The sequence below is a fragment of the Paenibacillus allorhizosphaerae genome (assembly GCF_042659105.1).
Lineage (GTDB): Bacteria > Bacillota > Bacilli > Paenibacillales > NBRC-103111 > Paenibacillus_G > Paenibacillus_G allorhizosphaerae.
Window position 1 is genome coordinate 34,605 of record NZ_JBHSRV010000019.1, and the last position, 23,168, is coordinate 57,772.

At 48.9% G+C, this 23,168-nt stretch carries 18 protein-coding genes; 4 read left to right on the forward strand and 14 right to left on the reverse strand.

The window, feature by feature from the left end; genetic code table 11:
- Positions 1-22: 22 nt before the first annotated feature.
- Genes ACFQI7_RS33365 through ACFQI7_RS33375 form a run of 3 tightly spaced genes read right to left on the reverse strand, consistent with a single transcriptional unit; the run spans position 23 to position 3,908 of the window.
- Positions 23-1,237, reverse strand: coding sequence for a glycoside hydrolase family 76 protein (locus ACFQI7_RS33365; RefSeq protein ID WP_218101948.1), 1,215 nt, complete (start codon positions 1,235-1,237; stop codon positions 23-25).
- A gap of 17 nt (positions 1,238-1,254) precedes the next feature.
- Positions 1,255-2,553: an ABC transporter substrate-binding protein gene (locus ACFQI7_RS33370; protein ID WP_218101947.1), complete on the reverse strand. Its 1,299-nt coding sequence runs from the start codon at positions 2,551-2,553 to the stop codon at positions 1,255-1,257.
- A 53-nt stretch (positions 2,554-2,606) separates the two neighbouring features.
- Entirely contained in the window at positions 2,607-3,908 is a 1,302-nt protein-coding gene (locus tag ACFQI7_RS33375; RefSeq protein ID WP_218101946.1) for a sulfatase family protein, read from the reverse strand.
- A gap of 215 nt (positions 3,909-4,123) precedes the next feature.
- Between ACFQI7_RS33375 and ACFQI7_RS33380 the strand changes: the two genes are divergently transcribed.
- Positions 4,124-5,023 (forward strand): AraC family transcriptional regulator, encoded by a 900-nt coding sequence (locus ACFQI7_RS33380; RefSeq protein WP_218101945.1) that lies wholly within the window; start codon positions 4,124-4,126, stop codon positions 5,021-5,023.
- 146 nt (positions 5,024-5,169) lie between these two features.
- On the opposite strand, the gene ACFQI7_RS33385 is transcribed toward ACFQI7_RS33380, so the two are convergent.
- From ACFQI7_RS33385 to ACFQI7_RS33395, 3 genes are read right to left on the reverse strand one after another with little or no spacing between them, the layout of a single operon-like run.
- Positions 5,170-6,273, reverse strand: coding sequence for a glycoside hydrolase family 76 protein (locus tag ACFQI7_RS33385; protein ID WP_230415478.1), 1,104 nt, complete (start codon positions 6,271-6,273; stop codon positions 5,170-5,172).
- Between the two features lie 39 nt (positions 6,274-6,312).
- Positions 6,313-7,464 (reverse strand): sulfatase family protein, encoded by a 1,152-nt coding sequence (locus tag ACFQI7_RS33390; RefSeq protein WP_218101944.1) that lies wholly within the window; start codon positions 7,462-7,464, stop codon positions 6,313-6,315.
- Positions 7,461-7,784 (reverse strand): metallophosphoesterase family protein, encoded by a 324-nt coding sequence (locus ACFQI7_RS33395; RefSeq protein WP_218101943.1) that lies wholly within the window; start codon positions 7,782-7,784, stop codon positions 7,461-7,463. Before ACFQI7_RS33395 ends, ACFQI7_RS33390 begins: the two co-directional genes overlap by 4 nt.
- Before the next feature lie 746 nt (positions 7,785-8,530).
- On the opposite strand from ACFQI7_RS33395, the gene ACFQI7_RS33400 reads away from it, so the two are divergent.
- The gene (locus ACFQI7_RS33400; protein WP_218101942.1) at positions 8,531-9,388 is read left to right on the forward strand and encodes a helix-turn-helix transcriptional regulator; all 858 of its coding nucleotides are present in this window, start codon (positions 8,531-8,533) and stop codon (positions 9,386-9,388) included.
- Positions 9,389-9,422: 34 nt separating this feature from the next.
- Positions 9,423-10,748: an ABC transporter substrate-binding protein gene (locus tag ACFQI7_RS33405; RefSeq protein WP_218101941.1), complete on the forward strand. Its 1,326-nt coding sequence runs from the start codon at positions 9,423-9,425 to the stop codon at positions 10,746-10,748.
- 342 nt (positions 10,749-11,090) lie between these two features.
- On the opposite strand, the gene ACFQI7_RS33410 is transcribed toward ACFQI7_RS33405, so the two are convergent.
- The 8 genes from ACFQI7_RS33410 to ACFQI7_RS33445 all read right to left on the reverse strand — a co-directional run bounded on the left by ACFQI7_RS33410 (position 11,091) and on the right by ACFQI7_RS33445 (position 22,101).
- Positions 11,091-12,209 carry an alginate lyase family protein gene (locus tag ACFQI7_RS33410; protein WP_218102012.1) on the reverse strand — a complete coding sequence of 373 codons (1,119 nt, stop codon included), beginning with the start codon at positions 12,207-12,209 and terminating at the stop codon, positions 11,091-11,093.
- Positions 12,210-12,295: 86 nt separating this feature from the next.
- On the reverse strand, positions 12,296-13,672 hold the full coding sequence (locus ACFQI7_RS33415; RefSeq protein WP_218101940.1) for an ABC transporter substrate-binding protein: 1,377 nt from the start codon (positions 13,670-13,672) through the stop codon (positions 12,296-12,298).
- Positions 13,673-13,802: 130 nt separating this feature from the next.
- Positions 13,803-14,702, reverse strand: coding sequence for a carbohydrate ABC transporter permease (locus ACFQI7_RS33420; RefSeq protein WP_218101939.1), 900 nt, complete (start codon positions 14,700-14,702; stop codon positions 13,803-13,805).
- A gap of 15 nt (positions 14,703-14,717) precedes the next feature.
- Positions 14,718-15,629 (reverse strand): carbohydrate ABC transporter permease, encoded by a 912-nt coding sequence (locus ACFQI7_RS33425; protein WP_218101938.1) that lies wholly within the window; start codon positions 15,627-15,629, stop codon positions 14,718-14,720.
- A 115-nt stretch (positions 15,630-15,744) separates the two neighbouring features.
- Entirely contained in the window at positions 15,745-17,376 is a 1,632-nt protein-coding gene (locus ACFQI7_RS33430; RefSeq protein ID WP_218101937.1) for a response regulator, read from the reverse strand.
- Positions 17,377-17,382: 6 nt separating this feature from the next.
- Positions 17,383-19,176 (reverse strand): cache domain-containing sensor histidine kinase, encoded by a 1,794-nt coding sequence (locus ACFQI7_RS33435; protein WP_218101936.1) that lies wholly within the window; start codon positions 19,174-19,176, stop codon positions 17,383-17,385.
- A gap of 1,307 nt (positions 19,177-20,483) precedes the next feature.
- Positions 20,484-21,122, reverse strand: coding sequence for an HD domain-containing protein (locus ACFQI7_RS33440; RefSeq protein ID WP_218101935.1), 639 nt, complete (start codon positions 21,120-21,122; stop codon positions 20,484-20,486).
- Between the two features lie 331 nt (positions 21,123-21,453).
- Positions 21,454-22,101 carry an FMN-dependent NADH-azoreductase gene (locus tag ACFQI7_RS33445; RefSeq protein ID WP_218101934.1) on the reverse strand — a complete coding sequence of 216 codons (648 nt, stop codon included), beginning with the start codon at positions 22,099-22,101 and terminating at the stop codon, positions 21,454-21,456.
- Between the two features lie 184 nt (positions 22,102-22,285).
- Here ACFQI7_RS33445 and ACFQI7_RS33450 point away from each other — a divergent pair, with 184 nt between their 5' ends.
- Positions 22,286-22,789, forward strand: a complete 504-nt coding sequence (locus ACFQI7_RS33450; RefSeq protein WP_218101933.1) for an Rrf2 family transcriptional regulator — start codon at positions 22,286-22,288, stop codon at positions 22,787-22,789.
- Positions 22,790-23,168 lie beyond the last annotated feature (379 nt).

Consider the following 23,168-nt stretch of genomic DNA (forward strand, 5'->3'; position numbering starts at 1 on the left):
TTCTCCCGTCCTGCAGGCTTCACTATTCGAGCTGAGCGAGCAAAGCGTAATATTCCACCATCGGCGCTTGATCCAGCAGCCGTTTGTGAGGTTCCGCTATGTCTGTTTTGCCAGACCAATCTTTGCTGAACAGCCCATTCTGGTCTCTGGCGTGCTCCCAGGCGTATCGAACATTCGCCCGCATCGCGTCAATATATGTCCGGTCATGTGCGGGATCGACCCGGTACAGCTCGGCATACCCTCGAAGCAGCACGACGTTAAACCAAGGGGTTTGCGGAAAGAACGCCACTCCAGCGGAAGCGTCCTTTTTGGCAAAATGCGCCAGGCTTCCAGCAGCCAGCGCTTTAGCTTCATCAAGATATTTCTTCTCGCCGGTTATTTTGTAAAGCAGCGCATTGGCATGAAGAACCGTTCCGACATTGTAGGTGAAAATCCGCTTGTTGATGCTGCCGTCAAGCTTCATATGATCCCAGTACACGTTCTCGGGCGACTTCAGCTTAGCCGTCCAATCGAGTATTTTTTTGGCCCATTCCAAATAAGATTGGTCCTTCGTCGCTTCGTACAGCTTAAGAGCCAGCACGGCTGCCGGGCCGTTGGAGCAAGTATTTTTGGTCCGCTCCTCGTTCGGCTTCGGCTCGCGCCAAAAAATGCCCCCGCCCAGCTCCTCCGACCAGCCGCTGACGGCAAACCGGAAAATGTCCTCCGCTTTTCTCAAATACTTCGGATCCTTGAGCGTTCGGTAAGCATCCGCCATGTCGAGTCCGACCCACTCGTTGTCGTCGTAAAATTTTTGTCCTCCCCCACGCCCATTTTGCACGGTTGGGGCATACGCGGGCGGTTTGCCTCCGGATACCCAGTACTTTTCCACTCCATCGAGCACTCGGATCAAATCGTCGCGGTACTTCTCGCCGCCGCCATCTGGCATACTCGCCAGCGCGTTAACGGCTGAAATGACGGTGGAATATGGCCATAGGAACGAATTCGGTTTGTCGTCCTTCGCAGGTGTATAATTTTCCAGGTACAGATTGCTTTTTTCGATATAATAAAAGTTCATCAATGCTCGGTAGGTTTGGTCCGCCATCTGCTTTGCCGGTACAGCGTTATTTCGCTCTTCTGATGCAGCGGCTTCCGGGGCCTTGCCTTCAGGCTGCAACCCCGGAGACGGAGCGACAGATGAGCACGCCGCCGTCCCAACGCATAATGCGGCGGAGAGCAGGAGCACTTTGACATGGTTCATCGCAGGTCCCCCCTGATCTACTTCTTCGCTTCCTGGATCGCCTTATTCGCCGCTTCCTGCGCGTCTCGCAGCGCCGTGTTTATATCTTTGCTGCCTTCTCCGATCTTTCGGATCGCATCGACCAGGATTGGGCCGACGACACTGTCATACTCATGATAAGCGACATCGGCCACTTCGTTAACCGTCAGCGCCTTAATGTTTTTCCCTTTCAAAGCCGGTATCGCCTCACCGAATACCTCCTTGATCTTCGTGTCTTGCAGCGACGTAACCCGTGCATACTTCGATACGTTCGTCTGGGATGCCGTATCCGTCAGCAGCTGCATGACCTTAAACACTTCCTCTTTGTGCTTGCTGGTCGATGACATGACGAGAAGGTGATAGTCGCTCTGATACGACTTTTTCGGCGCTTCCTTGAAGGTTGGGATGGAAACCATGTCCCAGTCGAAGACGTCGCCTTTCAAGCTCATCTCAACCAACGGTCCAATCGTGCCGCCGATCAAATAAGTCAGCATGGCCGTATCCCTGTCTTTGAAGAAGTTGTTGATGGCGCTGCTCGCCCGCCTGTTCCCAGGAATATCCTGGATATCCTTATACTTTTGCAAGGTCAGCCTAAAATCGTCATGCAGGAAATTGGCCAAGTTAGTCTTGGGATCGATTCTCGGTGTGGACAGCTGTGTCGTGATCCATTCGATCTGTCCCGTATTTAGGCCGATATATTGAACGCCGTCGGATTGGCGCGACACCTTCTTCGCCACCTCGATCGCATCGTCCCATGTCATCCCGTCCTTCGGGTACGGAGCACCGAATTTGTTGAAAATATCTTTGTTGAAAAATAATGCGCCGGGATTAGCAGAAAACGGCAGCGCACACAGCCTGTCTTTCCCACAAATGTTGTTGACAGTCGAGAACGAGTGCGGATCAAACTTTTTCAGATCGAAGCTGTTTTTCTTGACGAACGGATTCAAATCTTCTACGATTTGCAGCTTTTCGTATTCCTTGAGCGCACTAGGAGCTGCGAACATCATATCCGGAAACTGCCCGGCGGTGATGAGGTTTTGCGGGTTGTTGTTAGGTCCCTGTCTAATTAACTGCATCGTGATATGAGGATATTTTGCCTTAACAGGGTCGGCGACCAGCTGCTTGAATTCCTCATCCGACAGCTTGGCGCTATGCTGATAGAGCGTGAGTGTGACCGGTTCGTTCTTTTCCGCGGCGCCCTTTTGTGAGTCGCCGCTTTGCTTCGAATCTTTCGCGCAGCCCGATGTGACGACAATAGCGGCCATAATAGCAGCTGCATACCTTAACTTTTTGTTCATCTTGAAATCATCCCTTCCCCCTAGTATGGTTTTCCCTATTGATCGGCGGTTTCTCAAGCCCAACTGGTTCTCTGTAAAAAATCGTCGTTGTGCGCCTGAAGCTTATTTGCCAATTTCGTGTGAAGCTTATCTCTGACATGGGCATACGAGTCATCCGTAATCAGGTTGTGCAGCTGATAAGGGTCTTCCCCCAAATGAAACAGCTGTGCGGGGCCTTGCGTCAAGAAGCAAGTGTACGACCAATCCTCCGTCAGAATGGAGCGAAACGAACTCTCCGGTGACTTCTTAAAAAATGTACGCTCATACTGGAGAAGAACCTCGTCCGCACCTTCCTCCTGATGGCCGTATACGGTACCGCTCAGGTCGGTACCTTCCACATCGTCCGGAATATCCCCTCCGATCATCCCGAGCAAGGTCGGCATGATGTCTACCCCGCTTATATAACCGTGAGATATCTTGCCCTGCGGTACCCGCTTCGGATAACGGATGATAAGCGGGATGTTGACCGATTCCTCCTCGGGGCGGCTTTTGCCTGTCATGCCGTGACTGCCCATCAGATCTCCGTGGTCGGAGAAGTAGAAAACAATCGTATCCTCCAGCTGCCCTGTCTCCTCAAGCGCTTCCAGGATACGTCCGACATTGTCGTCTAGATTAGCGATTTGGGCGTAATAACGGCGTAAATCGGCGATATATTTGTCGCGCTTCGGATGCTCCTCCGGGACGTTCGGCCGCAGCTTGAGCGGCTTGTCGCGGAACATCGCCTCATACTTCTCCGGTGCGGAATTAGGCGGATGCGGCGGTTCAATGGAGACGACATGGAACCAAGGTCGATCCGCCGGCTGCTTGTGAATCCATTCCACCGTCAAACCGGTCAAGCCATCGGTCTGGTAGCCGGGCAGCGTCTTAAGTGGAAGCGGGGTGTCCCCTTCGGTATATTGCGTCTCCCACGGCCGGTTCGAGTTTTCCCAGCCGCACCAGTTGTTCCAGCCGGGCCGGAAAAAGGGTGAAACAAAGGCGCTCGACGCCGCACCTCCTGCTAAATGCCACTTGCCCATATGGGACGTATGGTAGCCGTTTGCCTGCAGCACTTCCGGCAGTGTAAGCTGCCCCGGCTGCAGCGGGATGTGCAGCGAGACGACTCCATGGGTTGTAGCGTATTTGCCGGTATACAGCGTCGCCCGAAACGGTGCGCATAATGGTGTGTTCGAATAAGCCCGGGTAAAACGTATGCCTTCTCCTGCCAAACGGTCCAGATTCGGAGTATGAATGTTCTCGTCTCCGTAGCAGCTTAGTGCATGAGCACGGTGCTGGTCGGAGAAAATCCATAAGATGTTCGGTTTGCGGCTTTCAGCCATACGATCACATCCCTGTTATTTTGATAGATTAAGCTGAGATTGCTGTCGGCAACAGTACTCTTCGTGCCTATGACTCTATTTTACCGCTTTCAATATTGTATCCAATGGTCAGGAAAGACATTATTTCCGAAACATGACGTATTTGTTGACTGTTCCTTAATGTTGTAATATAGAGGTAGGCAGCTTTCAATATATACGGACGGTGGGATCAGCGAATGTTTACGGAAAGAATCGAGTATAAGGATGACCTTGATCTCAAATTTCAGTTGGGCAATTTGATCATCAATGTGCTGTACATCACTTATCAGCCCCCTACACCTACCTGGAGTGTAAAAAATCATTCCCACAGCAGCTTAGAGCTTCACTTTATCCCTTTCGGCAAAGGCACTTTACAAGTCGGAAAAAGGACGTACGACATAACGCCGGGCTGTTTTTATATTACCGGGCCGGAAGTATTCCATCAGCAGAAGACGAACCCTGATGAGCCGATGAGCGAATTTTGCATTAATATTGAGTTGAAGCAGCTAACCCGCAAGAGCAGAAAAACGAGCTATTTCATTCAAAGCGAAGTTGATCAGCTATTCCATATATTCACCTGCAATCCGTTCTGGTTCGGCGACGATACAGAGAACATCGCAGAATTGTGCAAGCAAATCATGCTTGAGCTCAATAACCCGCGAATCGGGTGCTATTCGGTTGTACAAAACCTGATATCGCAAATTGTCGCGAAGGCGGCGCGCTGCATAACCGGCGACGCTGAACCGAACTACTCGCTGCCGAAAAAAATCGTCAATGACCGGCGAAGGGATATCGTGGACGATTTTTTCCGGCTTAATCCCGCAGCCTCCAAGTCTCACAAGACGCTGGCCAGCCGCATCGGAGTCAGCATCCGGCAATTAAACCGCATCCTGATCCAGTATTATGGAATGACCTTCTCGGAAAAGCTCCGCCATCACCGCATCGAGAACGCCAAAGTGCTGCTCAACTCCACCGATTGGACCGTCAAAAAAATTGCCGAGGAGGTCGGATTTGCCGATACCGGTTATTTTCACGAAATGTTCCGGGAAGTGGTCAAGCTGACACCGACCGAGTACAGGGAGAGCGTGGAAAGATGAATGAAGCAGCAAAAAACATACCCCGCACACCAGGTGTCGGGGTATCTTGCTGTACAGCTCCTCCAGTTCGCCAATCCTCTATATTGTATAGCGTCCGCCGTGTGGAGACTTGTTTGGCAAGATCGCATTCTCCCAAGTCATACCCTCTAGCTTCGCTCCGATTTCTCGAGAACATATAGTGTCTCCAGTACAGCCATCATTTCAAGTAGATGAACCCCGCTTAGTTGTGCGCTTAGCTGGATCTTTCCTTCCGCAATCCGCGCCCAACTGTTGCCGAATAGCGGCATCTGCTCTCTTCTCGCATTCTCCCATAGCGAGTTTGCGTTCCGCAGAAGCGAGCCCACCAACGTGCTTCGGTCCGTCGGTTCGGCTTTATCCGGAGAAAGCTTCAGCTCCGTCAATAGATCGGTCAAATATCTGACGAAGATGCCCTTAAATAAGGCTCCGTCGCCTGGCCCTTCGAGAGGAAGCATACCTGAAACCGGATCGACCAATTGCGCTATTGCGGCATGGGCTGTTCGGACCGCTTGCCGAAGATAGGCTTGATCTCCAGTGATGCGATACAACTCCAGAGCTGCCCCTATATAGACACCCTGGCAGTAAGTGAATTTCCAATTCATGTCAATCTTGCCATCCCCGGTCCGGTTGATGCCATCCCAGACGAAGCCGGTGTCTGGATCGACCAGGTGGCGCGTCTGCCAATCATAAACCTTGACGGCCCATTCCAGATCCGCATCCCGGCCGAATGCCTGATACAGACGGGCAGCGAGAATGACGGCCGGTGCGTTGGCTGGAGTATTCTTATAATCCAGCTGCTGCTTCCGCCAAGCGATGCCTCCACCCATATGGTCGTTCCAGCCTGTCTGAATATCATCCCATAGCGTAAGAGCAGCGTGTAAATAACGCTCCTCCCGAGTGGCATGATAGGCGCGAAGCCAGGCGATGGCCATCCACTCCATATCGTCGTACAGCTCGTTCGGCCACACTCCGCCATTCCTCTCGAGTAGACCGTCATATATTTGTGCCAATCTGCTCTTGAACAGCGGCTCTTGCGTTCGCAGATAAGCGTCGGTCAAATTCTCAACCGCGTGCGCCATCCACCAATAATGAAATATCGTATTGCATTCCCCGTCCGGACAAGGAGATTCAATGTTATACATGCGAATGTCGGCATTCCAGAAGCAGGAGTCAAACGTGTGCTGTGCCTCCTGCGCGCGGCTTTGCCACAAATATAGCGTTTCTTCCTTCACAATTCTCACGCCTTTACCAAGTTTGTAATTTCTGCTGCTTTAGTGATATTCAGGTAAGGTAAAACTGTCAGCGGTTGTCTTAATCCATTCCCGCAATCGCTCATTCAGCTCCTTGCATTTACGCTGATGGGATCGAAAATTGATAAGGTTCACTTGTTCGTAAGGATCCTCTTGTAAATTATATAGCATCCACTCTGCGCCTTCGTAGCATACGTATTTCCAGCCGTCCTTCGTTACGATTCCGCGCCAGGGCCGGCACACTTCTCCTAATGCATTAATGTTTTGAATGTAGGCGGAGTCCGGCTCATTGTCTTTCGGGTTACCCCTCAGCCGATGACTGGAATAATCGGTACCTTCCATCCAAGTCGGCTTTTCGATACCGCATAAACCCAGTGTTGTCGGCGCGATGTCAACATGATTGATCGGTGTTGTATCCGTGCCTCTGACCCTGCCGTGATACAACTGTTCACCACCCATAATGAACGGAATGCGGATCGACTCCTCGAAAGGAATCGTCTTCCGAAACTGTCCGTGAGATCCGTGCATATCTCCATGGTCGCTAAAAAAGATCAGATGCGTGTCTCCGTCCAATCCGCATGCTTCAAGCGCTTTGCGGATTCGGCCCACGTTCCAGTCCAGATTCTCGATCATGGCATAATAGCCGGACAACTCCTTTCTCGCCTGATCGATGATCCTTGGGATGTTCGGAACATTCGGCCTCAGCTCGATTCGGGCAGGATTGTGGCGCTTTCTCATTTCCTCTGGCGCGATGTATGGGTCATGCGGAGGCTGAACGGATAATACGGCGAAAAACGGTGCCTCGTCCCCCCGATTCTTTGCTTTCCCTTGCTGCTTAATATAATCAATCAGCAGATTGGTCAGCTCGTCCGTTTCATAGCCAGGCAATCGATAATGGAAGGCGTTATCCCCTTCGTCACCGTGAACCCAGCAATCGTACTGGCTATTGTTATTCTCGTACCCGATCCAATGTTGGAAGCCTCCACGCCTTTCCGGCGGAATGATGTGCTTGGCGGCCCGCCCTTCCCTTTCATGAAATCCGTCTAGGTGCCATTTCCCGATGTAGGCGGTCTTGTAACCGTGTTCGTTGAACACATGAGCAATCGTTTTCTGCCCTGACGGCAGCTGAACCTCGTGTCCGGAAACGCAGTTGTGGGGATACCGGCTTGTCAACAAAGAGCCGCGAAACGGACAGCATAGAGGGAAGTATCTTTAAAATCGCAATCATGGTTTCCGGGAATAACAACGAAACGCGGCTTAAATTTTTTTAATTCGACAATTTGATTTTCGATATGCTTCAACATGTTTATTACCTTTTCGTATTCACCTTCATTTCCCGAGTAAGCACTATCACCTGAAATGATCACATATACCGCATCTACTTCAAACAAATACTCTTGTATAGCCGGTATAATATTGGGGTACTTTGAAATAACACTATTATCCCCTAAGGTCATGTGAATATCGCTCAAGTGCAATAAACCTAATCTCATTTGAATGCCCTCTTGACTCAAATTTCGCTTGAAATCTTTCCAACGGATGATAAGAAAGTGGTCCGTCTAGTGATGATCAACGCTGTCATAATGATGCCGATCCCCCGATGCCCTCGGGGAAGATATGTTCTTTATTAAATTCGCATGTTGTTTTTTGCTTGGTGCAGATACAATACAAGCGGAGCAATTCTTCCAGATGGATGCACCTTTTTCCTTTGAAAACCATTTCAGAAAATTATATCACTTTTAAGCGTTAGAAGAAATCTGAAAAAAACTACTCAAGAGTCTAGATCCAGAAGTTTGACTTTTGTTCGTGTTCGACAATGGTTTTGTTGCGTTAAACTGCCCTTTAGTTTAATCAGCAGCTGACGTGCCCGAGATTACGATAGTCATCCATATTCAGTAGCAGCGATCCGTAAGGAATGTCATAATGTTCATGTCAAATCGGGTGTCATAATGTTGTTGTTAGCTAATTTTGACAAGAACTTTATGGCATAAAATGAAAAAGACGCATAATATGCAACTTCTAATGTCACCATGTTTCTTATCACCCGACAGTCGTTGTTGTAGTTTCTGTCGGCGCAAAAATACATCTTTCGCACAACGAAACAAAATGCGTTATGCTTGATACAATTTTAAGTTATTCGTTTAAAGATGTTGTTAATCACAGCAAAGTGAACTTCCATATCGTATGGTAAGATGGATTTGATGCTGCTTATCTTTATTTCTTTACGGAGGGGGATGTATTGAAGCTGCCACTTCCATATAGTTTGTTCGGCGAATACTACTACAACTGGCCAAAGAAAAAGAAATTTTCATTTCACTCGCACGCACTTTACGAAATTTTCTATCTTCACAGCGGCAAAGGGGATTTTTGGTTGGGGGACCGGAGAATTTCGCTGCATCCCGGCGATCTGATCATCATGGACGGTTTGACACCGCACGGCCCCAAGGTTTATGCGGACGACGAGTATGTACGTTCGATGTTCCAGTTAGATCCTTCTATCATTCGTTATTTTGACAAGCAGTTGCACGGATTGAATCCCCTGCTTCCTTTCGAGCAGCTTATCCATTGCCGCATTCGGCTCACCGATGAATACAGAGCGGAGTTCGAGGACATGCTGCTGCGACTGAACCGCTTATACGTCCGACAGGATCTCATCAGCAGCAGCCGATTTCTGATGGCGTTTTACGACATGCTAATGTTTATTTACGGCCGGTGCGAGCATTTGCTGGGGTCAACCGCCATCCAGGCTTCTGAGAGGGAGCGAAGCGTGCGAAAAATCGTTTCCTTTATCGAACACAGCTATGCGGAAGAAATTACGCTTGATCGGCTGGAAAAGCAAGTGTATTTGAGCAAGCAATACTTGTCGAAGATTTTTCGCGAGGCGACCGGAATGACGATTATCGATTTTTTGCACAGTCGGCGGATCAACCATGCCAAGCTGCTGTTTAGCTTGGAACAAGCAAGCTCGGTAACGGATGTATGCTATGAGGTAGGATTTAAGAATCTTTCCCATTTTAGCCGGTTGTTTAAGGAACAGGAAGGGATTTCACCGGAGCGGTTCAAAAAACTCACGCATCAAGCAAAAGAGAGTAATTAGTGCAGATGGTTGCGCCGAAATGGAGATGAAAACAATGGCTGTTCTAAGGATAAAAATGACGCTACTGCCTACGATGATTGCAGGGCTCCTCTTTTTCTCAGGTTGTGCCGGAAGCGTTTCCAATCAGAGCGGATCCGCTGGATCAGTAACAGACGGGAAGGCTCCGGCTTCGGACGAATATACAGGCGGTCCGGTAGAGCTGCTCGTACAGGACCGAAACTCCGGTATGACCCCGGAAGAGTTTGAAAACTATTTTGCAAAGCCTGTAAAGGCAAAATATCCAGATATTACGTTGAAGCTCACCCAGGAAAAAGATTTTCAGAAGCTGGTCGCCGGAGGAACGCCGCCCGATCTGGTTGCCGTCAGCAACACGTTGTTGACCGATTACTTTGATCTGGATTATCCCGAGGACCTGACGGCGATGATTAAGCGTTTCAACATCAATCTCGATCTGATCGAACCGAGTATCGTAGACGCGCTGAAAGGGCTTGGCCGCGGGACCATCTACGGGCTGCCGTTCGGGATGAATTACGGCGCTACGATCTACAATAAGGACTTATTCGATAAATTTGGCGTCCCGTATCCGAAGGATATTGTAACATGGGACGAATACCTGGAGCTGTCCAAAAAATTGACCCGCATGGAGGGCGGCGTGCAGTACATAGGGGGATCGCCGTCCAGTGTTCCAAATTTGCTTAAGCAATACGGCGCATCCAGCGCCAACGCCACGGACGAGAAAATTATTTTGACGTCGGATAAGCATCGGGTGATCTACTCCCTGGAGCAGAGTTTTTTAGAAATTACCGGCATGATTCAAGGCAAAACGTATCAGCAAACCAATATCAACAATGGAAAAATCGCCATGCTGCCCAACTGGATCGCCTCGTGGACTGGTACCGTCGCCAAGAGCAAGCCGGCGTACAATTGGGACGTCATTGCGCATCCAGTGTTTAAAGAGCGCCCGAATATTGGCAATCCGGTCGATTTTCATATGCTGACCGTCGGCAAAGCAAGCAAAAATAAGGAAGCTGCTTATCGGGTGCTCTTGACGATGCTGTCTCCCGGCGCGCAGGAGGAATTGACCAAAAACAGCCGCATCACACCGCTGAAGGATCCCAAGCTGAAGGCGATGTTTGCGCAGAATTCCAAAGTGTATGAAGGGAAAAATTTGCAGTCGATTTTCAAGGTGGCTCCGGCGCCGCTGCCCGATTATTCCAAATGGTCGGCCCTCATTACCACGTACTCGAACGCTGTGGCCGAAGACATGGCTCTGAACAAGAAGGACATGAACACGGCGATGCGGGAGCAGGAAGAGAAAGCAATGAAGGCGCTGAACGAAGCGAAAGCGGCAAAGAAATAATTCAGAGGGCGCATAGTTGCTGGGACCTTAAGGAACCGTGCAGGCAGCTATACTGTCGTAGTCACCAATGGGGTGGGTTTACTTCAATAACATCAAAGAAGAGCTGACCTCGTGGCAGCTCCATACTATCGTTATCCGTTAGCGCAGCTCCATGCTCGTTGGAGAATGCCACATTCATAGTAGTTCCGTTAATGAACAAGGTATTATAGGAGAAATATATGAGATTTTAAAAGAAAGCACATTCAATACAGCCTAAAAGAGGCCGCCGGATCATCTTCGGCAGCCTCGCGGCAATAAGGGATGAGTTAAATTAATTGTAAAACCTGCTGCGAGCCATATCCGTTACGCAAGCAGCCACAAAAGCGGCTCCCGGATCGCAATATTACGCCGAATCTCCACGTCCTGCGGATCCTTGTCGAGGCAAACCCACAGATCGACGCATTCATTCCGCTTCAAGGCCAATCCTGCGAACAGCAGTGAAGACATGCCCACGGGCCAATCATCGAAGGTTTCGACATCTGGCGGGTAAGGCCAGCTTTCCTTATTAATCAGATATGGGAGCAGGAATCGGAGCCCCTGTTCGATGCTGCGGCCATCCGGAAGGCAATAGGTCCATAAGTTGTCCTCAGGCGTGGAAAGCACATGGCATAATGTCACCAGATTATCCAATTGAAAAATCGAATACGCGTACGGCTTGGTTCGGGCAAGCTCCCGCGGAAAGCTTCCGTCCATATCCATCTGATCGGGCAGCAGCTTTTCTTTGTACCTTTTTCTGCAAAAATTCAGCATGGCGTCGTTTTCGGTAAAATGGGCGAATACAGCAGCTTGAACAAACCAGCAAACGCTGTGGTTGTTGCGCTCATTCATCTCTTCGATCCCGTTCGGATTCGTACTCATCCAACGCAGATAATCGGCGAACCATATTTTTAGGCCGGCTGCGATTTCCTCGTACTTATGCGGAGAAGACTGCAGCGCCTGAATCGCGATCGGAACATCGATCAAATGCAGCGTATCGATGATGCCGATTCCCCTTCCTTCGCAGACGCCGGGAATCGCTTGCGCGTACAGGAGATGAGGGTTCATTCGAGTCTCTTCGTCCAGGAAAAACCTCTTCAAGAACAGCACTGCCTTTTCGGCGAACTCCTCCTGCCCTGTAACGGCGTAAGCGCTGGCGAGCCGGGCGACATGGGTTCTCATCTGCCGCAGCAGGATGCGGTGGCTGTGGAAATTGCCCGGATTGCTTTCGCCATCTCTGCGGATGTACGGCAATCCGTCCGGCGTTTCCGGATTTGGCCACCAATAGTCGCCGTTCGAATAATAGTCGTGCGCAGTACCGGGACTCTTCGCTGCGACCGCGTCGGTAATATGGACCGGTTCAGCCTCCAAGGACATCTTCGCTTGTTGTACAATGAGATCCGGGTTAAACAAACGCTCCAGGCAGTCCCGGCCGACGGACGTCATAAATGGCAATTGAAACAGCTCCTCTGTATAAAAATACCGCTGTAAAGCGTCGTTCGGCTCCATACAGCGGTATTTATATTTGTTTATTATTTGCTGATAAGGTTTCTCGCGTTGAAATCAGGGATGACTACGCGTTTGACGGTGCCGCTCTTCTCCGCGGCGTCAAGTCCTTCGTTGTAGCGCTTGTTCATATCATCGATCGCTTTATCGAGCGGAAGCACCCCGAGAATGTACTCCACAACGACGCTTTGCCATGCTTTTCCTTCCACCTTATGAACCGGATACACCGGCCAAATCGCGTCGTCCTTCGGCGTGAAATCCTTGAAGTTTTTCAAGGACGGCTCTTTCGCTTTCGAGATTACGGAAGGGATAAGGGCAACCCCTTTGCCTTGCTCGAAGTACGGAACGAGCACATCGTCGCCATGAATGAATTGCATGAATTCCCATGCTTCTTTCTTGTGTTCGCTGGTCGAAGAGATATACAGCCAGTTGCCGGCCGCGTTAATATAGTTAGCCCCTTTCGGCGCCTGGCCGTCAATGGTCGGCAATTGAGCTACGCCCCAGTTGATTTTGGTCGGGAACTGGGAATCATAAACGCTAGGTTCGGCGGACAGGGACATGTACATCCCGATCTTGCCGGCAGCAAATTGGTTACGGAGCGGGTCGATGTCGAGCGATTCGTAGCCCGGCAGCATGCTTTTGTTGTCGACGATTTTCTTGATCGTTTCTACATACGGCTTCAGTGTGGAGAAATCGTATTTGCCGGTTTTCCAGTCATAGATGTCCTTGCCGTCCAGACGCATCATCGGCATGATGCTTCGCTCGTAAGCGGCCACCGGATTTTTCATATTGAGCGCGAAGCCGTATACGCCGTCGGCTTTGCCGGCTTCAGTAATTTTTTGCGCATAGGTGACAAGCTCTTCAAGCGATTTCGGCGGTTCAGTAAGTCCGGCCTTGGAGAACAAATCTTTGTTGTAGATCAAGCGGAAGGTCGAGCCGTAGTTAGGCAGGCTGTAAAGCTTGCCGTCGACCGAGTTGATGCCGTCCAGCTTAAGAAGATTATCGCCGAATCTCGCCTTCAGCTCCGGCGTGGTATAGCTGTCAAGCGGCTCGATAGCCTTCATTTTAACCAAATCGGTGATCGCAAGCTTGCTCTTGGCGTTCATGATGTCCGGCGCTTCTCCGGCCAGGATGGCCGTTTGCAATACTTGCTCGTAGTTATCGGTCATCACTTGATATTCGATTTCGATATTGCTTTTGTTCGTTTCGTTGAACTGCTTGATTTTCTCCTGCATCAGATCGGTGTCGTGACGGGCGTTTGTCCAGAACTTCAGCTTGACCTTTTGTCCGGAGGCGGCGGTATTGCTTTTGCCGCTATCAGTCCGTTCCGTCGTTGTGCAACCCGCCGCAATCAGCGAAAGCGCCAGAAGTCCGGTTATAGCTGCTTGTTTTTTGCTCATCATCGTTCGCTGCATCTCCTTATTCTAATTCGGTTTCGTTTGCTATAGCTGATTATATTTTTCATAGCTTCAGATCGGTAGAGCGGTAAATTTCCGGTTAGGGGGGAATTTTTTGTGATCCTCGTCCCCCTGTTTACCCTTTTACCGAACCGCTTGTAATTCCGGCGATAAAGGACTTGTTGGTCATGAAATAGACGACCAGAATAGGCAGCATCGACAGCATTGAGCCGGCCAGCATCAGGTGCCATTCCGCAGCGGCGTTCGTTGAGTATTTCAGGGAAATGACCCCTACCGTCAGCGGTCTGAGACTTGGGTTCGTCATTGTAAAAATAAGCGGCAAAATGTATTGATTCCATGCATCGCGGAACGTAAACAGACCGACTACGCCGAGTCCTGGCCCAAGCAGCGGCAGAATGACCCGCCAATAAATCCCGAAAAATCCGCATCCGTCGATGGTGGCGGCTTCGTCCAGATCCTTCGGTATGGCTTTAACGAAACGTTCCAAGAGGAAAAGATAGAACGACAAGTGAGTGCCGACAAAAATCAAAATGACGCTCCACAGCGATTTATGCATATGAACTGACTTCATCATATCGTACAGAGGGCGATAGGTAATCGCACCGATCGTAATGAACATCGTCGCAGCAAGAACGAATAGGATCGCCCCTCGTCCGGGGAAATTCCTTCTTGCAAGCGCATAAGCGCCCATAGAGCAGACGATCAGGTTCATCACCGTCGATATGACGGAAATGAATAAGCTGTTCCACGTATACACCGCAAAATTCGCTTTTTTCCAAGCGTCGATGTAATTATGCCACTGCCAAGCCTCGGGTATAATGCTTGTGCTGCCGAGCAGCTCAGAGTTGGTTTTGAGCGAGCCGAATAAAGTAAACAATACCGGATAAAGAATGGAAAATACGATAACGAGCAAAAATAGCCAAACGATCCCCTTACCGATCGTCGGAGCGAGACGATCGGCGGATTTAGCCTCCGTGCCGCCGGCCGGATTGACTCTTGCAGAAAAGCTGCTCATAGCTGGCTGACCTCCTTAATGCGACTCGCTGGACTTGCGCGAGATAAACAAATATAGTCCGGTAATGATTCCGACAATCAAGGCCGATACGAAGCCGGCCGCAGCCCCATAGCCGTATTGCTGCACAACCGCCTCTCCCTCGGATACCGGGAAGAACAGCTTGTAGATGTACAGATACATCACTTCCGTTTTGCCAGCAGGTCCTCCTGCGGTCAATACCATGATGCTTTCATAGCTCTTGAGTGTATTTACGATCGCCAGCATGATGATGATCTGCATCACCGGTCCAAGCATCGGAATCGTGATGTGGAAGAACTGCTGGGTTTTGTTGGCGCCGTCAATCGAAGCGGCTTCGTACAGATCGTTCGGAATGCCCTGCAGTCCGGCGAGGAAAAGCACCATGTAGTTGCCGACCGCTCCCCAGATCGCCACGATGATCGCCGTCACCATCGAGTATTTAATGCCGAGCCATTCGATGGGGGATTGGATGATTCCGAGCTGAATAAGAACGTTGTTTATAGTGCCATTGTACGAGTTGAACATCAGGTAAAATACGAGCGAAATGACCGACGCGCTAATAATAGTCGGCATGAACAAGATCGCGCGGATTGTGTTTTTACCGAAAAGCCGGCCCTGGTTCAAAATAAAAGCCAGGAGCAGCGCCAGTGGCAGCGTCACAATCAGCTTGCCGAACGTAAACACCCCGGTGTTCCATACGGATTGCCAAAACTCGGCGTCCCGGGTAAACAGGCGGACGAAGTTGTCCAGCCCGATAAACCGCGCTCCGGAAAAGCCGTCGTAATCGTAGAACATATATTTGAACGCCCAGCCCATCGGGTAAATCGTAAAGAGAGCAAGCAATATCACGCATGGAAGCACCATAAGATACGGGCCGGAATACTCTCTCCATTTTTTTCTGAGTAACATTGTTGGTTAATCTCCTTTCTCTCCAGTTGTGATTGCTAACCCAAGTATATGGGCACTCGGCCGATTCCTCTAGGGAGGCAATTTTCATCAGGAGGGGGGAGATTTTACGCTGTCGTCATTCGTCGAGAGTAACCGTCCCGAGCAGGTGATCCCGGTATCCGGAAGGCGTCATTCCGTTTTTTTTCTTGAAAATTTCGCGAAAATACCGTCGGTCGTGATACCCGAGACGTTCCGCCACTTCATAGATGGGGATATGCGGATCGGCGAGCCATTGCTTTGCCTGCGCCAGCTTTCTGTCCGTAATAAATTCCACGAAGGTGCTCCCAGTTTCTTTCTTGAACAGGCTGCTCAGGTAGTTAGGGCTTACGCCGACATGATCTGCTACAGCGGGCAGCGTAATCGTTTGCAACAGCTGCTCCTCGACGTACTGCTTGGCCTGCTCGGTGATATTTTTCGTTCCGTCCTGAATCCACAGTTTCACCTGCTGTGCGGCGGCCGTACAGAGCTCGAGAACCCGGCGGCGCAGCTCCGCCAAACTCGTGTCCTCGAACGTTTCAGGCCATGTTCTGCTGAAATCGTCGGAAAGCCCGCCCTCTATATCCATTTCCAACATTTGACGGTACAACACTGCAGCCAGTTGAATGCAGGACAGACGGGTTTCCTGTGGAGTGCTTTCACTGCTGTGCAGGCTCGTGAAAAAAACATCTACAGCTTGTGGAACAAGCTCCGTTTGTCCTCTTCGGACGACGCTCATCAGCTCGTTCTCCGCGTGCACCGGGTATTCACGCCCCCGGAGGCGGTAGTGTGACAGATCTTCGTAGTGAACAACCTGATTCATGCCGAAGAAAGACATATGCTCTATGGCTTCGCACGCCTGCCGGTAAGCATCCGGCAGATCCTTGAGTTCCGGACAAAGAGAGCTTTGCCCTACAGTGACGGTAATATTGGAGTTTTGTTCTATGGACGTTCTGCAGTAATCAGCAAAGTGCAGCAAATGAAGCTTTATGTTCTTCTCCGATTCGCCCGGATCGTAATTGACGAGCAGGGTAAGCCGTCCCCATTCGGAATAAAACGCGACGCCGTTCCCCCACGAGGCCAGGCAGTCTCGGATGATATTCTCGACAATAAACCGCGTCAGCTCCACTTCCTGAACAGGCTGCTGAGAAATCTCGGCAAACCGGTCGATGGAAAAAACGAGCAGCCCGAAGTGCGCCGACTTCACGGGTATTTCCGCGAAATTCCACTTGTCCAGCAGTCGTAAAGGCCGATGATCCCGGAACAGGACCATTTCCGTCAAATATTGCTGCCGCAAGGCCGGGAGGCTCACCTGTATTTTCCGCTGAAACTGCTTGCGCTGCTCATCCAACTCAAGCTGCTTGCGAATGGCGGAAAGCTCCTTTTCGATGATCATCGTCAGCTCTTTAATATCGACCGGCTTCAGCACATATTCGGATGCGCCGAGTGAAATCGCCTGCTTGGCATAATCGAATTCGTCATATCCACTTAACACAATAAACCGGATCGGCCGCTGCTCCGTCTGCAGCCGGCTCATGAGCTCGATGCCGTTCATATTCGGCATCTTGATGTCGGTAATCACCAAATCGGCAGGAAAGGAAGCATATTTTTCCAAAGCCTCCATCCCGTCTAAGGCGATCTCTACTCGATCGACGCCGAGCTCCTCCCAAGGCATGTGCTTACGAATACCCAGTACCACGCTCTCTTTATCATCCACCAGCAACACATTCATCGTTGATCACTCCTTGAACCCAAAAATATGAATTTCCATGACCGTTCCTGCTCCTAGGCCGCTTTCGGCACGCAAACAAGCCCGGTCTCCGAAGAAATAGAGCAGCCGTTCCTTGATGTTGACGATCGCATACCCCCCGCTTTGAACGGAGACAGAGTCACCGGCAGGTAAAACCGGTTCATTAAAATCTTTGATACGCTCAGGTGGAATGCCGCAGCCGTTGTCTTTGACCTTCAAAATCACCGTGCCCGACTCTGTGACCCTGCTCGACACATGGATATGGAAGTCTATATATTCGTTGGCCTTAAATGCATGCAGGACGCAGTTTTCGACGAGCGGCTGCATGATGATTTTGGGCACCAGAACGTTTTGGGCACGCGGATCCGCTTCGATGTCATAAGTGAATTGCCGCTTGTACTGGTGATTCACCAGCTTCAAATAATGCTCCACATGCTCCATTTCATTGGCGATGGTCGTTTCCTCTCTCCCCTTGTTGAGGCTGAGCCGGAAAAAACGCGATAAGGACAATATGATCTCGGGGGCTGTAGGATCCTCGAACTCGAGTGACTTCCAATACAGCTCATCCAGCGTATTGTATAGAAAATGCGGATTGATCTGCACCTGAAGCGCTCGCATCTCCGCTTGGCGCTTGGCCTTCCCTTCTTCGACAATCTGCCTAAGCAGGCCTTGAATACGCTCCAGCATCTCGTCAAACCGGTTGCCGAGCTCGCCGATGTCGTCTCGGTAAATGGAAGAGAAGCGCACGTTAAGATCGCCAAGCTTGACCTTGTTCATCAGCATCATCAGATTGCGCAGTCGATTGGTTACCCATTTGGCGATCCAATTATTTACGAGGAACGAAACGATCAATAAAATAACGGTCATCAAAATAGTGAAATACTTGATGAAACCGACCTTCTCGAGCAGATTATCCTTCGGCTGGACGACGACAGCCCGCCACTGGGTAAATGGGATTTCCGAATGGTTGACTAGGAACGTTTCCTTGTTGATGTCCATTTCGAAATGGGAAGGCGCTTCCTTCAAACGGGCGAGCGCTGAATTTCGAATAAATTCCGCCATAGCCGAAGATTCCTCGGACATCAGCAGAGGCTTACCGAACTCATCCAAAATGAGAGAAAAACCTTGCGGAACAAGGCGGATGCTCTTCAAATTATTCACGAATTTTTCCGTCGATAGCGTCATCACCAGGTAACTGTCTTGATCGAGGTAGCTCATGTCCGCCGCTGGCCTTGTGAGCAGGCTGATGACATCCCCTTGACCAGCGAATAACGGATCGATTTGGCTGTGCACCCACACGTTTTTCGGTGAGTTGACGATAGCTGCATAATATGGAGTTTCGCGAAAGGGCACCTTTTTCTTCTCAAAGGGCCCTTCGAAAAAATCTCCCCGCGGCGTACTCATATAGATCGTCTTAATCGAAGTCGAGTTGGTCCGCATTTGCGAAAACAACGAGAACATCGTGTTGAATACCTTCGTATAAGGTTCATCCGTTTTATTCAGGCTCCAGCTCATCGCCAGCTTCATCGCTTCGCTGGAATTGATCAGGTACATCCGGTCGCTGACATTCTTCATTTCATTGCCCATGTAGCCACTCAGCTGATTTACCGTTTGGTCTGCCGCGTTATAGGCGTAGTCCTGCAATATTCGGGAAACCTCATTATAAGAGAATGCACCTGTCAGCGGAACCGCCAAACAGATGACGATAGATGTGGTAAGAAATACTTTGCGCTGCAAGCTGTAATTTTGAAATGCGGTGAAAATCCGCCGAATCAGTCCCATGAGTCCGTCCCCCTTGATTGCATTTTTCCATACCCCGGCCTTGCCGGGCAAGGGCTTAAAATTTACGAAGCCGGAGCGATTAATGTAGATATACCACCCACGTAAGGAAAAAACCACTGGATAACTTTCTCAGCTAGGCTTATGCCTTATATAAAAAGGAAAAGGACCCCTTTGCAGGAGTCCCTCCGAGGAGATTAGAATTGGATCGTTCGCTTACAGACATTCACCACGCACAATTTCGTTGACCATACTTCTATTAGAATGATGCTCCAGATTTATTCATCACTGTTGTTGCGTTTATGGAATTGTGGTGTAACGGAGATTTATAAAAACCGATGCTCCTTTTCCCGCAGCATACAACACATTAAATCCTTCGCGATTATGCGCATATGTTTGTGTCGCAAAACGATTATGCACGTATGTTTGTGTCATGACACCGCGACACAAACATACGTGCTTTCAAATAAAAATCCCCAATTTTACGGGGATCTCAAAGCACCTATGTTTGTGTCGTCGGACAGCGTACCAGAGAATCTTGTTGTTGTTCTTCCAATCCCACAATATCACCCTCAATGATGAATCAATCATGCCCCCATTCAATTTAGATTTGCCCTGGGCGAGACTTACTTCATTTTTATGCTGATGCCGTTCCTTAGAACTCCTAAGAAAGCCGGTAAGCATTTACTCTGGTTATTCTAACGACAAACGCAACCGTTACTCTAGCGACAATTTTAGTAATTATGCTGTTCGGACCCCATTACCCGGCTAATTTTTTTGTCCCCGTACTTCTTTGCCGTTCGGTTTATTCCCTGCTCGAGTTTATTGAGAATATGGATATTTGGTTAATGCTCGTATGGTTGTTTGCCGTCTTCCTCAAGCTGTTCCTCTATATGTTTATTTGCTCATACGGAACGGCTCAATAGCTCGGAATCAAGAATTGGAAGAATATCATTTGGTGGTTTGCGGGCATTATGTTCGTATCGGCAGTACTCCCGGAGAATGATCGAGCTTCCCATTCTGATGCTAATTATAGGATATATAAAGAAACAGCGTCAATAATTTCGAATGGCTTCCGACTTCAAGTATTCACACGAGGAAGGTAAGTCCGTGGCGTTACAATGAGGAGACTAAGAAGTTCGGGTCGACGTAAACAGAAAGAAGGCAGACCCTCCGTGGATCTACCTTCTTTCTGCTTAAGTCGTTTCATCGTTTCCTGGTTCAATCAACGAGTCATCGTCGGCCCTCCGAACGATTCAAGCGTGGTTTGTCAACTCTGCCGAACAAAGGCAACCAATCATTCAAACCAATTACTCATCCCATTTGGAATGAAGTACATGATGGCAGAAGTTAGGGCGCTTATATCCCGGAAGAAGCATTTCGCATATGTCGGCGTTAATTGTTCCGTATGTTGTTTCCGGTTTGTGTTTGAAGCCTTCCAAGAAGGCATGTAAGATGTTGTGTTTGAACTGACTGCGAGGAAAAGCCTGGACGACTATTTGCCGAGCTTCAGCTGAGATGAGATCGAAGTTCTTCCCGACGACATCATAACCGACGCCAAAATTCATAAGCGCCACTTCGGTTTCCTTATATTCGACGATTCCGATGGTTGTATGCAGGGCAACAGCATCCCAAACCAGCCGAATGGAATCTTCCGGGATGCCGCGGCTTTTAAGAAAATCACGGGCAGCATTAGCCCCATCGACCTCAAAGCGTTTGTCCTTGCTTCGGAATGCGGGAGTAAGGCCTATATCGTGGAAGAGTGAACTGATATAAAGCAATTCAGCATCGTATTTCATTTGATTCATGTTCCCCCTCATAGCCGCAAACAAATATACGCGGTTCGAGTGGTTCCATAGAAGGTCGTCGGCATGCTCACGCACTAATTCAGCAGCTTCAACGGCTAGCTTACTATCCGGAATCTTTATATCAGCGATTAATTTCGTCATCAACAACTTCCCCCTTATTCATTCGACTAACCTATTATAGGATTTGATCGTTGCGAAAATAATGCGCTTTTTGTTTCAAGGATCGCTCACAACCTGAATGAAAGCTTGGCATGCCGCTCAAACACGGAATGCCCTCTTCCACTATGCGTCTCGCCTCCATATTTTTCATTGCTGGGAACGAATATTGCGGAACAATTAATACCAATAATCCCTAATAGCTACTTTCCGGATTTCATCTAACACTGAAGAGGAAGCGATCATTTCCTTTCGGCAACGATCGCTTTATTTTGTCTTCGAATATTGCGATGGTCACAAATGGCATTAAATACGGCTAGACAGTTACTTTCTTTGCTAGACGCGCTGCCGCTTCTTGGGCCTCATTTTTTGCTTTATCCAGCACGTTTGCTTTGTCAAGCTTGCTTGTACCTTGAGCTCGGACAATTTGGTAATCCTCAATGCCGAGGAAGTTAAACATCGATTTGAGGTAGTTGTGTGAGAATTCGTTATCTGTGTACCAATCGTTATTCGTGTAGATACCGCCACTTCCTTGAATCACGAGTAGACTACGTCCGTCAGTTAGTAAACCTACTGCGCCATTTTCCGTATATTTGAAGGTTTCGCGGGCGATCATGATGTTATCCATGTAATCCTTAAGCCGGGAGGGGATATTGAAGTTGTGAAGCGGCATGACGATCACGTATGTTTTCGCGCTCTTGAATTGCTGTAAAATTTCGTTCATTTTGCTGGTAACGCGTTTCTCTTCGTCCGTCAACTCTCCACCAGATGCAAATTTCCCCCAAGCGTTCAGAACGGTGCTGTTTATTTCCGGAATTTCTTCGCCATATAGATCAATTTGCTCGATCAATTCGTTCGGATTCAACTTGCGGTAGTTCTCAATAAAATATTTGCCGACTTCAAGACTAACTGAATCAGGGGAATCAACAGTGGCATGCGCATTGATAACAAGTAATTTTTCCATGTTTCCACTCCTAAATTTGATTTTATTGGCGACAAGATTAATCGCCGATAACCTTAGACCCCAATATACAGCGATGCATGTGCCAAGTCAAATCCATTTTTATGGTTCGGCCTACAGTTGACAATTGGAGCGGTTATCATTAGATTTATAAATATTTACCCATAATAAAATGGGAGGAGTTATTATGCAGTATAGTGTCGGAGTCGAATATGCACTGCATTGTCTAGTTTACTTAATTCCAAACGATTCAAAGATTGGTATCAAGGAACTTGCATTTTTTCAAGGCATTCCGGAGACCTACTTATCCAAAATATTTACAAATCTTGCTAAAGCGGGTATCATTTCGTCGGTTCCTGGCGTTAAAGGTGGATTTAAACTTGCACGGGATCCGGAGGAAATATCCTTCTGGGATGTGGTCGAGGCAGTGGAGGGCAAGAAGCCAATTTTCCAGTGCCAAAACATCAAGGATAGGGGCTATCTATATCGCAATCGCGACTGTTCAGACTGCACAGTTTCGACAAGCTCCTGCTCAATTAATTTAGTTATGCTCCAAGCCGAAGAGACTATGCAAAATTATTTACGCAGTAAGAAATTGTCCTGGCTGGAGGAGGAGTTGGATCGTGTTTTGCCCGCACAGACACGTAAGGATATACGAGCTTTCTTTGCAAAGGACGATTCCATAAACTAAACCGAATAAAAGACAGGATGTTTAGATCGCGACGACCTCTGAGTATTTATATAATGTGAAACAAAACATATATAGCTCTAACATTTTGTATGCTTGGGAACGTTGATACAGGAAGGTGTTAAGGTAAGGTCTGGATGACGGATATCACCTATACCACTACCTGCCCGCCGCGTGTACATCCCAAAAGTGAATGGCAAACTCAGGTCTATTGGTATCCCCACTGTGCAATCATACTGCACGCCTCCCTAAGTGCCCCGATTCTAATACTCGTTTCTGGATAGCTGAATACAAAAGATAAAAAGTCGGTAATCCTTAGCTAAGGAAAACCGACTTATATTTTGGTAAAAACCGTCTTAGAGTGGGTTTTACGTCATTTATC